Source organism: Acetobacter sp. (assembly GCF_052102375.1).
GTDB lineage: Bacteria > Pseudomonadota > Alphaproteobacteria > Acetobacterales > Acetobacteraceae > Acetobacter.
In genome coordinates this window covers 26,237-41,429 of record NZ_JBQDXI010000020.1, presented here as the reverse complement: position 1 = coordinate 41,429, position 15,193 = coordinate 26,237, and the positions used below count along the sequence as shown (strand labels likewise).

At 55.3% G+C, this 15,193-nt stretch carries 15 protein-coding genes and 1 other RNA gene; 7 read left to right on the top strand and 9 right to left on the bottom strand.

Features of this window, described 5'->3' with window-relative positions; all coding sequences use genetic code 11:
* The 6 genes from ACTIDN_RS09630 to ACTIDN_RS09605 form a co-directional block, all read right to left on the bottom strand.
* On the bottom strand, positions 1 to 688 hold a 688-nt coding region (locus ACTIDN_RS09630), incomplete at its 3' end, for a hypothetical protein (RefSeq protein ID WP_441376865.1).
* A gap of 142 nt (positions 689 to 830) precedes the next feature.
* The gene (locus tag ACTIDN_RS09625; RefSeq protein WP_441376864.1) at positions 831 to 2,165 is read right to left on the bottom strand and encodes an autotransporter strand-loop-strand O-heptosyltransferase; all 1,335 of its coding nucleotides are present in this window, start codon (positions 2,163 to 2,165) and stop codon (positions 831 to 833) included.
* A gap of 467 nt (positions 2,166 to 2,632) precedes the next feature.
* Entirely contained in the window at positions 2,633 to 3,619 is a 987-nt protein-coding gene (locus ACTIDN_RS09620; RefSeq protein WP_441376863.1) for a quinone oxidoreductase family protein, read from the bottom strand.
* A 27-nt stretch (positions 3,620 to 3,646) separates the two neighbouring features.
* Positions 3,647 to 4,675, bottom strand: coding sequence for an FUSC family protein (locus ACTIDN_RS09615; protein WP_441376868.1), 1,029 nt, complete (start codon positions 4,673 to 4,675; stop codon positions 3,647 to 3,649).
* A 26-nt stretch (positions 4,676 to 4,701) separates the two neighbouring features.
* A complete protein-coding gene (locus ACTIDN_RS09610) occupies positions 4,702 to 6,276 on the bottom strand; it encodes a DegQ family serine endoprotease (RefSeq protein ID WP_441376862.1) in 1,575 nt (524 codons plus the stop codon).
* A gap of 91 nt (positions 6,277 to 6,367) precedes the next feature.
* Complete coding sequence (locus ACTIDN_RS09605) at positions 6,368 to 7,531, bottom strand: OpgC family protein (RefSeq protein WP_441376861.1); 1,164 nt, start codon at positions 7,529 to 7,531, stop codon at positions 6,368 to 6,370.
* 241 nt (positions 7,532 to 7,772) lie between these two features.
* Between ACTIDN_RS09605 and ACTIDN_RS09600 the strand changes: the two genes are divergently transcribed.
* Positions 7,773 to 8,906 (top strand): P-loop NTPase, encoded by a 1,134-nt coding sequence (locus tag ACTIDN_RS09600; protein ID WP_441376860.1) that lies wholly within the window; start codon positions 7,773 to 7,775, stop codon positions 8,904 to 8,906.
* Positions 8,907 to 8,978: 72 nt separating this feature from the next.
* On the opposite strand, the gene ACTIDN_RS09595 is transcribed toward ACTIDN_RS09600, so the two are convergent.
* Positions 8,979 to 9,200, bottom strand: coding sequence for a hypothetical protein (locus tag ACTIDN_RS09595; protein WP_415508871.1), 222 nt, complete (start codon positions 9,198 to 9,200; stop codon positions 8,979 to 8,981).
* A 335-nt stretch (positions 9,201 to 9,535) separates the two neighbouring features.
* On the opposite strand from ACTIDN_RS09595, the gene ACTIDN_RS09590 reads away from it, so the two are divergent.
* Genes ACTIDN_RS09590 through ACTIDN_RS09580 form a run of 3 tightly spaced genes read left to right on the top strand, consistent with a single transcriptional unit; the run spans position 9,536 to position 11,962 of the window.
* A complete protein-coding gene (locus ACTIDN_RS09590; RefSeq protein WP_441376859.1) occupies positions 9,536 to 10,348 on the top strand; it encodes a MetQ/NlpA family ABC transporter substrate-binding protein in 813 nt (270 codons plus the stop codon).
* Positions 10,345 to 11,322, top strand: a complete 978-nt coding sequence (locus ACTIDN_RS09585) for a methionine ABC transporter ATP-binding protein (RefSeq protein ID WP_441376858.1) — start codon at positions 10,345 to 10,347, stop codon at positions 11,320 to 11,322. Before ACTIDN_RS09590 ends, ACTIDN_RS09585 begins: the two co-directional genes overlap by 4 nt.
* Positions 11,303 to 11,962 (top strand): methionine ABC transporter permease, encoded by a 660-nt coding sequence (locus tag ACTIDN_RS09580; protein WP_441376857.1) that lies wholly within the window; start codon positions 11,303 to 11,305, stop codon positions 11,960 to 11,962. The genes ACTIDN_RS09585 and ACTIDN_RS09580 overlap by 20 nt, the downstream gene beginning before the upstream one ends.
* Positions 11,963 to 11,967: 5 nt before the next feature.
* Here ACTIDN_RS09580 and ACTIDN_RS09575 read toward each other — a convergent pair whose 3' ends face one another.
* Complete coding sequence (locus tag ACTIDN_RS09575; RefSeq protein WP_415508867.1) at positions 11,968 to 12,231, bottom strand: hypothetical protein; 264 nt, start codon at positions 12,229 to 12,231, stop codon at positions 11,968 to 11,970.
* 28 nt (positions 12,232 to 12,259) lie between these two features.
* Positions 12,260 to 13,168, bottom strand: a complete 909-nt coding sequence (gene thyX / locus ACTIDN_RS09570; RefSeq protein ID WP_415508868.1) for an FAD-dependent thymidylate synthase — start codon at positions 13,166 to 13,168, stop codon at positions 12,260 to 12,262.
* Between the two features lie 302 nt (positions 13,169 to 13,470).
* On the opposite strand from thyX, the gene ACTIDN_RS09565 reads away from it, so the two are divergent.
* The 3 genes from ACTIDN_RS09565 to ACTIDN_RS09555 all read left to right on the top strand — a co-directional run bounded on the left by ACTIDN_RS09565 (position 13,471) and on the right by ACTIDN_RS09555 (position 15,155).
* Positions 13,471 to 14,100, top strand: a complete 630-nt coding sequence (locus tag ACTIDN_RS09565) for an HPP family protein (RefSeq protein ID WP_441376856.1) — start codon at positions 13,471 to 13,473, stop codon at positions 14,098 to 14,100.
* Positions 14,088 to 14,419, top strand: a transfer-messenger RNA (tmRNA) gene (ssrA, locus tag ACTIDN_RS09560). Before ACTIDN_RS09565 ends, ssrA begins: the two co-directional genes overlap by 13 nt.
* Before the next feature lie 196 nt (positions 14,420 to 14,615).
* Positions 14,616 to 15,155 (top strand): SspB family protein, encoded by a 540-nt coding sequence (locus tag ACTIDN_RS09555; RefSeq protein WP_441376855.1) that lies wholly within the window; start codon positions 14,616 to 14,618, stop codon positions 15,153 to 15,155.
* Positions 15,156 to 15,193: the final 38 nt, after the last annotated feature.

The following is a 15,193-nucleotide window of genomic DNA, read 5'->3' as shown; positions in this document are numbered from 1 at the left end:
CTGGAGCTGCTGGAGCTGCTGGAGCTGCTGGAGCTGCTGGAGCTGCTGGAGCTGCGCTATCAGACTGCACACCGGCTGCAACAGGATTCTGCGAAGCTACCGTATCGTTTTTGATAATATAAGAGATGGATTCCATCCGGGTAATATCAATAACGTCACCAACTTTCAGGGTGCTCAGGAAATCCCGCATCGCTTTGGTGCGCAGAACGGCCACGTGAGACGTATCGTCTTCTGTTACAAAGGAGACGGTATGTGTCGGCAGATCTATCGTTTCAATTTTTGCACGTTCACGACGGAAAGACGCGATAACACCACGAGGATGCCCATGCACATACCCACGAGCTGTTGTGAGCGTTGACTCTGGCAGCGGGCTACCCGGCTGCGCGAGGTCTGCACCCAGTGTTTCCACAAAACTGATGCTCAGCTTGTCGCCTGGATTTACGCGCGGCAGGTCCCGTACAGCAGAACCATATTCAATCGTAATCAGATGACCATTGGCTTCGCGCAGCAGAAGCTCGCGCGCATCGTGGTCGACAGTTTCCACCACAGCTTGGGCGGTCTGGTGCTTCAGGAGCACTGATGCCTGAGCATGAGCCTGCGTAGACAGCCCCACACCCCCTAAAGAAAGGGTGCAAACTGCTACGGAACCAGCGGCCAGAGAAGCAAGACGGGAGAGGAGAGACTGCAATGCCTTTTTCCTTTCTTAAAAAATGTCTGAACAGCTTACGGCGTCAGACACGAGAGTGAAGAACAGTCGGTTACTAAACTACAGCATAACACGGACTTAATGGTACGCATTGCTCTGTATCATTAACAACACACTCCAGCAGTTAGGCTTCCACAAATTTCTGAAGCTGGCCAATAACCTGCTGACCGGTAATCAGGCGCGAGCATTCAAACTGGCGGGGCGTGTTTTCATGCCGGGGGCACCACAGGAAATTATTGTGGTCAAACCGCACACGGGGGTCATTCCAGCAGGAATTACAGGTGTGCCAGTTCATAACCCGGTAGGGCGTATCAAACTCGTTGGTGGGATGCGTGAAGCCGGAGATCATGACAACCTTGGTGCCTGCACCCCATGCAAGCCATGCCTGACCGGAACTGACGCCAATAAAAGCCTCCGCATGTTTCAGCCACCGCACACGTTCGGATAAAGGCCGATTGCCTGTCTGGTCTTCTGCCCCATGCGGAATATGGTTCCAGACAATCCCCGTGCCATGCACTGGGCGCTGGTCAATACAGATAACCCTGTAACCATGCTGTTTGAGGTAGGTAATAACCTCAGCCCATCCGGTAGGGTTGTTCCAGTATTTGCACTGTGTGCTGGCCTGCACGGCAATGCAGATATATTTTTCTTCTATTGGTCGTGTGTCATCTTCTGCCGTCAGCCGTGTGGGTTCTTCCTGTGGGGAAACACCCAGAATATACCCTGCTGTGCGGTGAAGCCCTACAAAACGGAAGTCCGTTGGTTGCTGAATATTGGCTTCATCATCAAAAAACAGACCAATGCAGTAAGTGGCATAAGCTGTAGCGCAAACGCCTTCTTTCTCCGCATCGTCTGACGTCATGAGGCGTAGATGTGGGTAGTTATCTTTAAGCAGCGGTAAAATCAGCCCTGACAGCAGGCAGGTTACGCGTGCACCCCGTTCTTCTGCAAACCGGCTGACGTAAGGGAACCATGCCAGCGTGTCACCCAATGTTCCCACAGGAAGCTGAATGACAATCTCCTTGTCACGAGCATCATATTCATGGGTTAGGCAAACCGTTTCTGTGCCATCCGCCTTGATATCCACGACATCCAAAGCAAAACGGACATAATAACGTTTGGCTGAAGCAATGGTGGCTCCGGTATTCTCGTTCTGGAATAGAATATTGCCGGTATCGAGGTCACGCAGGGTAACGCGCCACTTTCCCTCTGTCCGCTGAGGCAGGAAAACCCGGGCACCTAAATTGAAGTCAAAGAAAATGCCGTTTCCGCCATCCTGAGTCGGCTTGTCTGGCGGACTAAGATAGGCAGGCTTACCTGTCGGTGCCACAGGCTGCTGGGCCTCCGGGGCTGCCTGCTGCTCAGGCGTAGCAGAACCAGATGGGGCAACCGCCGCATTGTCTGCCGTGGAAGGTGTGGTTGCTGATGGCGGCGGGCTTTGTACTTCGGTGGGGGCCAACGGATGCTCCTGAAGAAAAGCCCGCCCAGTTATACCAGGCAGGCTGTCACTTTATCTTTGGTGTTAACGTCTCTCACCAAATACAAATTTTGAATTGGGTCAACTGTTAGTTGCAGCACTTCTTTTTACGAAAGAAGTAAACCACCGTTGCCACCAGCCCGATAAGAATAAGGCCACGTGCACAAGGGGATTTAGGGCATTTTGAAAGACATTTTTTCATAGCTAACTATCCTTGTCATTCTGTCACGTTCCGAGAGGCCAGAACGTACTTGGCAAGCCTACCGCATCTGGACGCCCTCGTCATGTCCACACATGACATAATGGCAATACATCTGCTGCACCAGACCCCAGAGTGTTTTTAAAAGTTCAACACTAAGGTGCGGCCGGCACCCCTTGAGCCTTAACAGGCCGCTTTCAGGCACAATCAGACGCCCCTTACCAACCCAAGCACCTTTTGAGATAGCCTTTTACAGGGTCAGAATTGTGCTGCCTGTCGTTTTGCGCCCTTCAAGAGCTGCATGAGCCTGTGCCGTTTCCGCCAAGGCAAAATGCTGCCCAATAGTGGGTTTGAGAATACCCTTCGCCAGAACCTCAAACAGGGCTTTGGCGGAAGCCTGCAACTCCTGTGGCTTGGCAATATAGGTCATCAGGGTTGGGCGGGTCAGATACAGACTGCCGTGTGCGCTAAGGGCGGCAATATTAAAATTTTCAACCGGACCTGAGGCATTCCCATAACTAACCATAAGGCCGCGTGGCGCCAGACAGTTCAGGCTTGTTTCAAACGTGTCCCGCCCCACGCTGTCATAGACCACCGGAACCATGGCCCCGTTGGTGATACGCCGCACCTGCTCAGGCAGAGTATCCGTCCCGACAATAACGTCTGCCGCGCCACAGGCCCGTATAATGTCAGCCTTTTCTGGGCTGGATGTTACACCAATAACATGGGCACCCAGATGCCTGCCCCACTGGCACATAAGCTGCCCCACCCCTCCAGCAGCAGCATACACCAGAATGGGGTCTCCTTTTTTGACGTTATAGACCTGACGGAGCAGCATATGCGCTGACAAACCACGCAGCATAATGCCTGCCGCCAGTTCAAAACTGATGCTTTCTGGAATCTCAACCAAACGGTCCGCGGCAATCGTCCGGTAGTGTGCATAAGCACCCAGAACCCCTGCATAAGCCACACGCGCACCGGGCTTAAGGGTTGTTACCCCTTCCCCCACAGCTTCAACAATCCCAGCCCCTTCCATGCCCGGTATGGCTGGCAGAGTGGGAAATTTGTAGAGGCCGCTCCGGAAATAGGTATCAATAAAATTGACGCCCAGTGCCACCTGACGCAGCAACACTTCCCCTTTACCAGGCTGCGGTATTGGAAGTGTTTCAACCTGAAGAACCTCTGGCCCTCCGGTCTCGTGCACTCTTACAACTTGGTTGGCGGAAGCGGATGTCATGGCAAGCTCCTTACTGGTCTGTCTGGTTCAGCTACGTTCAGTATCATCATCCCCCAACAGCCTAATAAGGGCTATCAGGTCAGTACGCAGAATTGTGAGGACAAAACGAATAATCTCATCCGTCTGCCCATCCTCGGTTGGCAGGGCGCTGATAACCCCTGCGGCCACGCGGTATTCTTCACCAGACCGGGCAATGGCTTCTTTTTCACACCGGCTGATAATCCAGTCAAAAGCCCGGCGCATTGCAGCCCGCAGGGCCTCATTTGTGTCCTGCGTTATAACCTGATGCTCTGTTGGCGGGCTGCGCATAATGGCTCTGGCAACAATCAGCGTGTCCATCTGCAACTGGCGCAGTGTTTTGGGCAAGTCGGCCAGCATGGGGTCGCGTTGCTCAAGTGGCTTCCACCGCTCCCGGCGGGCTTCTTCTACCGCCGCCTGCACCTTGCGTAACGAGGCCGCACACTCATCATTCATGTCCTGAATAGCCGCCCAGTCACACGCGCCTGTGCGGGCCTGCTCAAGAATAGTGACAATCTTACGCACGGTAGCGGCTGCATTCCGGAAGGCCTCCCTCCGGGCCTGTTCATGCAACACGACGTAAGACACCAGCATGGATACGCTTACGCCGAACAGAATGGACAGCACACGTTCCACCGGCCGAAGATAGGGGTCATCCTGCGTAGGGAACAGAGTCGCTATCATCAATGTAACAAGCGCCATGCGCGTGTTAGGCCGCCATGATGCCAGCACTGCCAGCGGTATAAACACCACCCCAAAACTAAACCATAAGGGGAAACGAAACACGATCAGGGTAATCGTGATCACACTCACCACAGCCCCGATCAGTGTGCCAACAAGCTGATACCGCCCGCTGGACATGGTCTCGGTAATGCTGCTCTGGGTCACAATCACGGCGGTGATCAATGCCCAGCCGGGTTCCTGCAAATGGGCAAGCTGCGCCACCAGCCCTGCCAAAGCTACAGAAACCAGCAGGCGGATTGTCTGCCGTACCGTAGCATTACCCAGCCACGGCACGGAGAGCGAGAAAGTGGGAATACGCAACGCTTATGCGCTCCGCAGTGCTATTGCGCGTCATCCCCATTCAGCGGGAAGGGTACCCAACGCAGGCCATCAGCATCGTGCACCAGCAGCAGAACGGATTTCTTTTTTGCTTTCTGGGCAGCCTCAATCCGTTTTTTCAAATCTGCCGGAGTGGTCACTTCCGCCTGCTGCACCTCTGTCACCACGTCGCCTTCTTTCAGGCCACGGTCAGACGCCAGCCCACCATCCTTGACGGATGTAATGAGCACACCTTTCTGGGTTGCAGGCAGATTATATTTCTGGCGGGCTGCATCATCCAACTGGCCAGCGCTGAATCCTAGAGCCGCAAAGCTGACATCCTTGGCATTCTTTGCCGCTGGAGCCTCTTTCTTCTCTGGCTCAGCCGCAGCCTCTGGCAACGCGGCAATGGTCACTGGCAGATCCAGCACCTTGCCATGACGCCACACGCCAAGATGCGCCACCGCTCCCACCGGCAACTGTGCGGACAAGCGCGGTAGGGCTTTACCTTCAATGGCAACACCGTTCAGGGTCTGGATAACGTCCCCTGTCTGCAACTTGGCTTTGGCGGCAGGACCGTCCTTTTCAACCCCGGCAACAAGCGCACCGCGTGCAGGGGTCAGGTTCAGGCCTTCTGCAATCTCTTCCGTCACATTCTGGATACGTACACCCAGCCAGCCGCGAGAGACCTTACCGGTTTTGCGCAACTGGTCAATAATACCCTGTGCCTCGTTAGCGGGAATGGAAAAACCAATCCCGACCGAGCCACCGGAGGGGGAATAAATGGCGGTGTTCACACCAATAACATTGCCATCCATATCAAAAAGTGGGCCGCCGGAGTTGCCTTTATTGATGGGCGCATCTGTCTGGATAAAGTCATCATACGGGCCTTGGTCAATATTCCGCCCGCGGGAGGAAATAATGCCAGCCGTCACCGTACCGGAGAGACCAAACGGGTTACCAATAGCCAGTACCCAGTCCCCTACCCGGCGTTTGTCGCTATCCCCAAAATGCACGAAAGGCAGAGGTTTTTTGCTCTCTACTTTTAGCAAAGCAAGGTCTGTCCGGTCGTCATGCCCAATCTGTTTGGCAGTCAGAACCGTGTTGTCCTGTAGCGTTACTGTCACCTTATCTGCATGGCGAATAACGTGATTGTTTGTGACAATATAGCCGCTGGCATCAATGATGAAGCCTGACCCCAGCGCCTGCATCCGGCGTGGTGGCGCATCAGGGCTGCTCTGGCGGTTCATGAAGTCATGAAAAAACTTCTCAAAGGGTGAACCCTGCGGGAAATTCGGCATCTGGGGCAGCTGGTCATCCCCGCCTCCATCCTCATCGTCTTCATCATCCGTGCTGCCACTTTTAACTGTCTGAGTGGTAGACACATTAACGACCGCTGGAAGCAGACGGGCCGCTAGGTCAGCAAAGCTGTCTGGCACACCATGGCGCATACTGACAGCCGGCGCCGCAGCAGGTGGAGTGACCGCAGCAGGTGCAGCAGCGGAGTCTGAGGCCCAGGCCACGACCGGGCTGGCAACCCCTGCCAGCAGCAGGCAGGACAGGGACGCAGCGCAAAAAAGGCGAACGGGCAGACGCATGGGTGACATCACTCTCACTAATCCGGACACGATAGAAGCCTCCTCTATCGCACGATCTGGAGCAGACGTCAGCCTTTACCGCTTGAACGTATTACAGTTTAGCTGTTGCCACGTGTTTGCTGCGGCTACGCCGCTTGTCCAGCCACGCAGCCAAAGCAAACAGGATGGTCAGGCCTGTCACATTGACCAGCACCTGTAACAGAAGGCCGTCACCAAACGTGTTGAAGACAAGCCGAGCGTACAGATCAAGCAACGTCCCCACGACAAAAATTTCCAGCGAGTGCCGCCCAACCCGTGCCAGAATTTGCCCTGTGGCAGACTGGGCAGCCCATGCACGCGCCCTGTTTGACGACTGCACCAGATAGAAAATGGCCATGACATCCAGAAGCCGTAGGGGGGAAAGCCAGCTTTTTTCTGGGGTTGTCATCTGCCCAAAGGGGCGCAGGTCAGGCAGGTGCCACTGTGCCCACGGAAATGCCTGAAGCGCTGAAAAGACAAGATAGGTCCCACACAACCAGACCAGCGGCCTGATACGGGGAAAGTCCGCACCGCGCTGCTCTGTCTGGGCTGAGGCCGCCACTCCCAAGGCAAACAGGAACTGCCAGGCCAGCGGGTTGAAGTACCAGCCGTCCGGGTCAAGCCAGTTAGGAAAATTCAGCCCGGGGTCCAGATTAACCAGCATCCACAACGCACCTGACAGAAGCAAAGCCAAGGAACGCTGCGCACGCATCAGCAGGTAGAACACCGGAAAACCGCCCAGCAGCACAATATAAAGGGGTAAAATATTCAGGTTGCTTGGCAGGGCATCGAACATCATGACCCGCCAGACCCAACTAAGGCCGTGAGCAAGCTCTGGCTCCAAAAAATCAACCGGCACAGGGGTATAAGACCGCCATAACCGAATGCTGATAACGGACACGAACACCATAATAGCCTGCCCGATATAAAGCTGAAGGCAGCGCCGATAGATCCGTTTGAGGCACTCCACCGTGCCGTACTTCCTGAACCCACGGCCGTAAGCCAGCCATGACGCATAGCCCGCGAGCAGCACAAAAACCTCCGCTGCATCGGCAAACCCGACATTTCGCATGGTAAAACGGTTGAGCAGACTTTGGGGGATATGGTCCACAAACATCATCAGCAGCGCTACCCCCCGCACGGCGTCTATGCGGTGGTCCCGGCTGCTACTTACCGCAGGTTTGGCTGGTAGAGAGGGCTGTTGAGACGCAACTGGCGGGTGGTGCTGTACCGTCATGAACTTACGCGTTATCCCCAATGGTGCGTGGGCTACCTGCTGTTATACTCTGCCCGACACGGGGTGTCTGCCATATCGTGCAAAATCCTGCCGCTGTCTTTACGCTGTATGACTGGCAGTACAAAACTGGCAGAACCAAGGCAGTTGCTTACACCGCCTCTTGACGCAGGGGCCCTGTTGCTGTTGCCAACACTCTCCTTATCAAGTTGTGCCTCCCATTTTTCATCAGGACCTTCATACCGTGACCCAGACCCCACCTTCCCTGCATCATGATGATATCGCCAAGGTTCTGGATTCCGTACTGGACAACCAGACCGGCCATTCCCTGCTGGCCCTTGGCAAGCTGGAAGGCTTCCGTCTGGAAGAGGGCAAGCTGTCCGTAGCTCTCTCCGTTCCACGTGAAAAAGCAGCCGCCCTATCCCCCCTGTGCGATGAGGCAGCCCTCCGCCTGAAACAATTTCCCGGTGTGCAGGATGCAACACTGATCCTCACCGCACATCGTCCCGCAGGCCCGGCAGCCCCCACACCGGGGCGCACCGCCCCGGCGGCGGGCGGCGGGCATCGCCCCTTTGGCGGCGCCCCCCCGGCCGGCCCCAACGCACCGGTATTGCCGGACGTAAAAGCCATTATTGCCGTAGCATCCGGTAAGGGCGGAGTCGGGAAATCCACCACAGCGACAAATCTTGCCGTAGCACTCGCGCAGCAGGGGCTGAAAGTTGGCCTGCTGGATGCGGATATTTATGGCCCTTCATTGCACCGTATGTTGGGCACATCCAATAAACCTGTAGCGCTGCAAGGCCGTCTGCAACCCTTGGAGGTATGGGGCCTGAAAGCTGTTTCCATCGGCATGCTGGTTGATGAAAAACAGGCCATGATCTGGCGTGGCCCCATGGTTATGGGGGCCATCACCCAGTTTCTGACTGATGTGGATTGGGGACCACTGGATGTCATGGTTGTCGATATGCCGCCCGGTACGGGTGATGCCCAGCTCTCCCTTATGCAAAAAGTACCGCTGGCCGGGGCGGTTATTGTCTCCACCCCGCAGGACATTGCCCTGATTGATGCGCGCCGCGGTGTCAGCATGTTTGAGAAAATGAAGGTGCCTGTTCTCGGTCTGATTGAGAACATGTCCTACTTCTGCTGCCCCAACTGCGGGCATAATACGGAGCTATTCGGGCACGGCGGCGCCCGCAAGGAAGCTGAAGCCTTGCAAGTACCCTTTTTGGGAGAAGTCCCGCTTTTGGCATCCATCCGTTCAAGTGGTGATGACGGCACTCCTATCGTGGCGAGCGCACCAGAGAGTGATGCCGCGCAGGCATTCCGCCGCATTGCACAGGCTACAGCGGAAAGTTTGAAAGACCGCCTGACCCCCTGAGCGTAACCCTAAAAAAAACGCCGCTCCCGCTAGCCAGAAAGCTTAGCGAGAGCGGCGTTGGCAGAATGGGTGTTATTTGCCCGCTGTTTTTTTGCCGCTTGTGCCTTTGTCAAAAAAAGCACGGCATTTTGGGCTGAGCTTATCCTTCTTTTTTTCCATGCAACGGGTAATTTTTTCTTCGTTGGGAATGGCGAAGGTGCAGAGTTTGACGGCATCACCTTTACAGGCTGCTGTCTGCTTTGCACGCAGGCTGTCGTCCGCCTGTGCCGGGCTTACTGTTGCCAGAAGCCCCATAACTGCTGCCAGAGCCCCAACAGAGCGCACAGATACCTGTTTTAAAATAAGCATTCTCTCAATCCCACTCAAACCGTAATGGCATCTAACATATACCAGTCGTCAGTATTGTTTGCACGAAATGTTAAGGCATTTAACACGCGTTGGTTGCAGGCATCTGGCTACATGGCAAATATGTGAGGGGTGCACGGCCCCCTGAGTACGGCATTTTCCACTATTTTTTCCGTGTTATGATGATGTATTTTCTTTATATCGCTTGACATCGTTATTCTCTTACATTCAATCAAACGCCTTCGTTATATCTATACCCAATCCATCTCACAGGGCGGTACGTCATGTCCTTTTCTGTTCTTTCCCGTCGGTCAGCCCTTGCTCTGCTTGGGAGCGCACCATTGCTATGCCGTGCAGGACAGGCCGCCACCCCCCAGACCCTGCGTATTGGCATCATGTCCGGCGAAGATGAGGATGTGTGGCGCGTGGCCGCTGAAAATGCGGCCAAAGCGGGCCTCACGCTCAAAATCATTCCTTTCACAGACTATAATGCGCCGAATGAAGCCCTCTTTGAGCATGAGTTGGACGCCAATGCCTTCCAGCATGGGCCTTTTCTAAAAGCACAGAATGATGCCAAGAATTTTCATATTGTTCCTGTAGGCGACACCTATTTTACCCCTATCGGTCTTTATTCCCGCCGCTGGAAGAAGCTCGCTGCCCTGCCGCAGAACGCGACCATTGGCGTTCCCAATGACCCGAGCAATGAAGGCCGTGCGCTACTGCTCCTCCAAACGCTGGGCCTTCTCAAAATTTCAAAAGAGGCTGGCCTGACGCCCACCGCGTTGGATATTACCGAAAACCCGCGCAACATCACCATCAAGGAACTTGATGCCGGGGTGGTGGGACGCGCTCTGCCTGACTTGGATGGCGCCATTATCAACACCGACTGGGCCAAGAAGGCCGGGGTGGATGTGGAGAAAGAGCGCATTGGTCAGGAAAGTCTGGAGCACAACCCCTATGTTTGTTTCATAGCGGTTAATGAGGCTGACCAGAAAGCACCGTGGGTACAAACACTGGTAACGGCCTTTCACCAGCCCAACGTCCGCCAGTCCCTCATTGACGTATATCATGGGGCCATTGTGCCAGCCTGGTCATGAGCCTTCTTGTTGTTGAACAGATAAGCCGCCAATTTGGCGGCCAGACCGCCTTGCAGAATATCAGCTTTACTGTGCAGCGAGGCGACAGTCTGGGCATTATAGGCCGGTCCGGAGCGGGTAAATCCACCCTCCTGCGGTGCCTTAACGGGTTGGAACGCCCCGATAGCGGGCGCATCCTGTTTGAAGGGGAAGATCTGGCGGCCGTACCAGACAAAAAACTTGTTATGCTACGCCGAAAAATTGGTGTTGTTTTCCAGCATTTTAATCTTCTCTCCTCCCGTACAGTTGCCAGCAACATTGCCCTGCCGCTGGAAATTACCGGCACACCCGCCCCCCAGCGCAAAAAACGTGTTGCCGAACTTTTGGACCTTGTGGGGCTGAGCGACCACGCCAGCAAATATCCAGCCCTGCTCTCTGGCGGTCAAAAACAGCGTGTTGGTATTGCTCGCGCTCTGGCCGCCAACCCGGCCCTTCTGCTGTGTGATGAAGCCACATCTGCACTGGACCCAGAGACCACTAGTTCCATCCTCAAACTTTTATCAGACATCAACCAAACCCTTGGGCTGACACTGGTTTTCATTACGCATGAAATGGATGTAGTGCGGCAGTTGGGGCGTCATGTCGTCGTGCTGGAACATGGCCGTATCATTGCACGCGGCACGCCGGACAGCGTTTTGCAAAATGACCCTCCCCTGCGCCTGCCCGCCGCCCTGAGTTCGACCGCCCGCGCAGGCGACCATACCGTGTTACGGCTGACACTGGATACTCAGACCCTCCTAGGCCCTCTGCTGTCACACAGTGCCGCACACGCCGTGCAGGCAACCGTGCTTGATGCCCAGACACGCCAGACTGGCAGCACACAGGCACTCGAAGCCATCGTGCAGCTTTCCACCAGCACCCCGGATGCTCTCTCCCTTCTTCAGGCCACGGCGCAATCCGTTGAGGTTATTGGTTATGTCCCGTCTGATACTTGATCTTTTACTCCGCGCTACTGCCGAGACACTGGAAATGGTTCTGGCATCGGGTCTTCTCGCTGTCATAGGCGGCCTGCCTTTAGCTGTGCTTATGATGCTGACTGGCCCCTCCGGCCTCTGCCGTATGCCTTGGCTGTCCCGCCCGCTAGGGCTGCTGACAGATGCAGTTCGCGCCGTGCCTTTTATTATTCTGCTTGTTCTGCTCATCCCTTTTACACGCTATGTCGTTGGCACGTCCCTTGGCACAACTGCCGCAATTGTGCCGTTGGCCATTGCCGCCATTCCCTATTTTGCACGTATTGCAGAAGTATCCCTGCGGGAAGTTGACCCCGGCCTGATAGACGCAGTCCGCGCCATGGGGGGCACCCGCTGGATGGTTGTACGCTATGTACTGCTCCCTGAAAGCCTGCCCGGCCTTATTTCCGGCTTTACAGTAACACTTGTCACGCTGGTTGGCGCATCCGCCATGGCGGGGGCAATTGGTGCTGGCGGTCTGGGAGACCTTGCCATCCGCTATGGGTATCAGCGGTTTAATACACCCGTCATGCTCGGGGTCGTACTGGTACTTATAGTGCTGGTAACAGGGTTGCAGGCACTGGGTAATTTAGGCTCCCGCGTAGCGCGGCACGGTAGCCGGTAGGCTTTTTAGTCTACACAAACACCAGTGCTGCTTTGCGCGCTGCCCGCAGCGCAGAGATGAAAATGCTTAACAGGCTGATTTTTGGCGGTGCTGAGCCATAAGCCTAACCATGCAAGCACCAGCACCACAGCAACAACCACAAATGGGGTAAAACCCGGCAGGCGCGATGAGGGGGGAAGAATCTCCCCTTCCAGCACCGGCGGGTCATCCCGCAGCGCATCCAGCCCGACAGGGGAAGCAGACCCTTTGTCATCATGACGATGCGGCATTGCATCCCCTTCTGCCATAATGGCGTGCTCAGCCTTTGAGCGTTGCCATCATTTCATCCCATTCACGCTTGCTCAGCCCCGTGCCTTCACGCTCTACGGTTTCACCAGCCAGCATACGGCGCACAACCTTCATCATGCTGGCAGAGAATGTCACCGCACCACGGCGATATTCTTCAAACGCTGTTGCAGCTTGTGGCACCCACGCATGAAGAACCTGAAGCATGACTTCAGCATAGGCCCGAATTTCATACTGGGCATGGGGGTCAAGGCGGAGGGCTAGGAAGTGCATGAAGTTATGCAGGTCTATCTTCCAGTACCACTGCGTATACGTGTTCACGGTCAGGTTGATGCGGGCCAGCTCACGCGCCAGACCGGGGCCTTCTTCCGTATCCAGCATTTTTTCGTAATTGCTGTAGGTACGCATGGCGTCGCTACGCAGAATATCCAGCACCTCAGCCGCGGCCTGTGGGTCCAGCACATCACCACGGCCCTGCCGGTTCACTTCGCTCTGGGCTGCCATATGCTCTGGTGCAGGTAAATAGAACTCACTGTCCAGAATGGAGTAGCGGGCCGAATATTCATTCACGCTTGCCATACGATGGCGAATCCACTGCCGGGCAATGAAGATGGGCAATTTCACATGAAATTTGATTTCGCACATTTCAAACGGTGAAGAGTGGCGGTGCCGCATCAGGTAACGGATCAGGCCTGCATCTTCAGACACCTTGCGCGTACCGCGCCCGTAAGACACACGCGCTGCCTGCACAATTGCGGAGTCATCCCCCATATAGTCCACCACCCGCAGGAACCCATGGTCCAGCACCGGCTGGGCTTCATACAGCATGGCTTCAAGGGCAGGTACGGTAGGACGGCGCGTAGGGCTGGAGTCTTTGGCGTGCGCGGCTATTTCCGCACGCTGGGCATCAGTCAGTGGCATAGTGTTCCCCCTATCGCAAACGCAGGCAAATTAACGTCCCCTCCTATACACCGGGGCATTGCAGAAGCGGAAGGCGGGAAATCACTCCTCATAATTATTCTTTATTACATGATAATTTTTACTATTTGGACAGCTCTCTTGGCCTATGACATGTCATAGCATCAGGAAAGAAAGTTTACATTGCAGTTTCGATACTTTTTTTCTCGATGAAATTGTTTCTTTTCTTAAAATGGTCTTTTTCCTTGAGAAATATTCATAATTTTTCCTCTCTTTTAAAGAAAAAAACCTTACATTCTCCCCTCATGATTGCTGCGGGCCTTGGTGCATGTCTTGCCATTATCGTGGCTATGGCTGTTACGGGATGGGTAGTGCCCACATCTTTGCCAGCAATTGTCGCCCCTATCGGGGCTTCAAGTGTGCTGGTCTTTGCCATACCTGCCAGCCCGCTTGCCTCACCGCGTGCCGTGATTGGCGGCAATACGCTCTCAGCCCTGCTGGGCATTATGGTTGGCCTGTTGATCCCTAACCCCCTTCTGGCAGCCGGAGTAGCCGTTGGGCTGGCCATCATAGCCATGGCCGCCACTGGTACACTTCATCCGCCCGGCGGGGCAGCCGCACTCACTGCCGTCTTGCTCCATCCACAAACGCTGGATCTCCAAGCGGTCCTGACCTTTCCTTTTGTTCCCGTATGCCTGAACTCTGCCGTGCTGGTTGGGGTTGGCCTGCTGTTCCACCGCTTTTCAGGCCACTCCTACCCACATAAGGCAGCCCCTCTGCCGCCTCAGCCTCCTACTGGCCCCCATGTTCAGCGGGAGGATGTTCTCTCGGCTTTAGAAAACGCTGAGGATGTGTTTGACATTGCGGTGAGTGATCTTGAACGCCTGCTGGTTCTGGCCGAGCAGCATGCTCATGCAAGACAGGCCTTGCCATAACAGTGCTCGGCTCCTATATTTGTCGGTGCAGGAGGGGCTTGCCCCTTGGCTATGGCGATAAACGGAACGTGGAATAAGCGTAGTGGACCCGGGGGCAGTACCCGGCGTCTCCACCATAAAAATCCGGCTTTTGCGAGCATGGACAGATGGGGACGAAACAGGCTCGACACGCGTGGTAAAGACCTTCCTTTTGCCCGGTATTGTACCACCGTTATCGGGCTAAACTTACAAGTGCCAATGATAACACAAAGGTGCTCGCTGTCGCTGCATAAGCGATAAGCGCGGTTCGGGAGGGCACCGGGCAACAGAAGCCCTCCCACCTTATGTGATCTGCATTTTCCCCGCACCCTCCGTTGTTTTTTCTGTTTGTGCTTTTTTGTCAGCGCTGCTGTGCGAAGGCAAAGAATTGCGCCTCCATCCCTTGCACTTGCGCCGCCTTTCCCGCATGGCTGACACCAGATGTGTTACAGCAATGGCAGGGCAAACCCCCAGCCACGCAAACAAGGAGAGTCGGCATGGCAGACGACCACGACAACACCCCCGAAGACGGCGTTTTCCCACTGGAAAGCAAACTGCCTTACGAGAAGTGGCTGGAAGACGCCTACCGCACCGTCATGCTCAGCGCACTGGACCATGTCAGCCGCGAAGGGTTTGAAGGCGAGCATCACTTTTACCTGACCTTCCGGACCGACATGCCAGGCGTAAACATTCCTGCCCGGTTGAGTGCACAATACCCGCATGAGATGACCATTGTGCTGCAACACCAGTTCTGGGACCTCAAGGTTGACCGGGATGCTGGGACTGTCTCTGTTGGGCTGTCTTTCGGGGGCGTTGGCTCTATCCTGACCATACCCATCCGGGCCTTTACCGGCTTTGCTGACCCGGCCATCCACTTAAGTCTGCACTTCTCCGCCGGTGAGCCCGAAGAGGAGCTTGAGGCACCGGATACCACTCCGGAAGCAGCAGCCCCGGCGGACGATACAGCAGAAAGTGATGCCTCTTCTCAGGTGGTGAGTCTTGACGCTTTTCGTAAGAAAGGGCCATCACCCGGTTAAAGCCCCCGGCGCATGAACCAAGGGGGCGCGGCCATGGA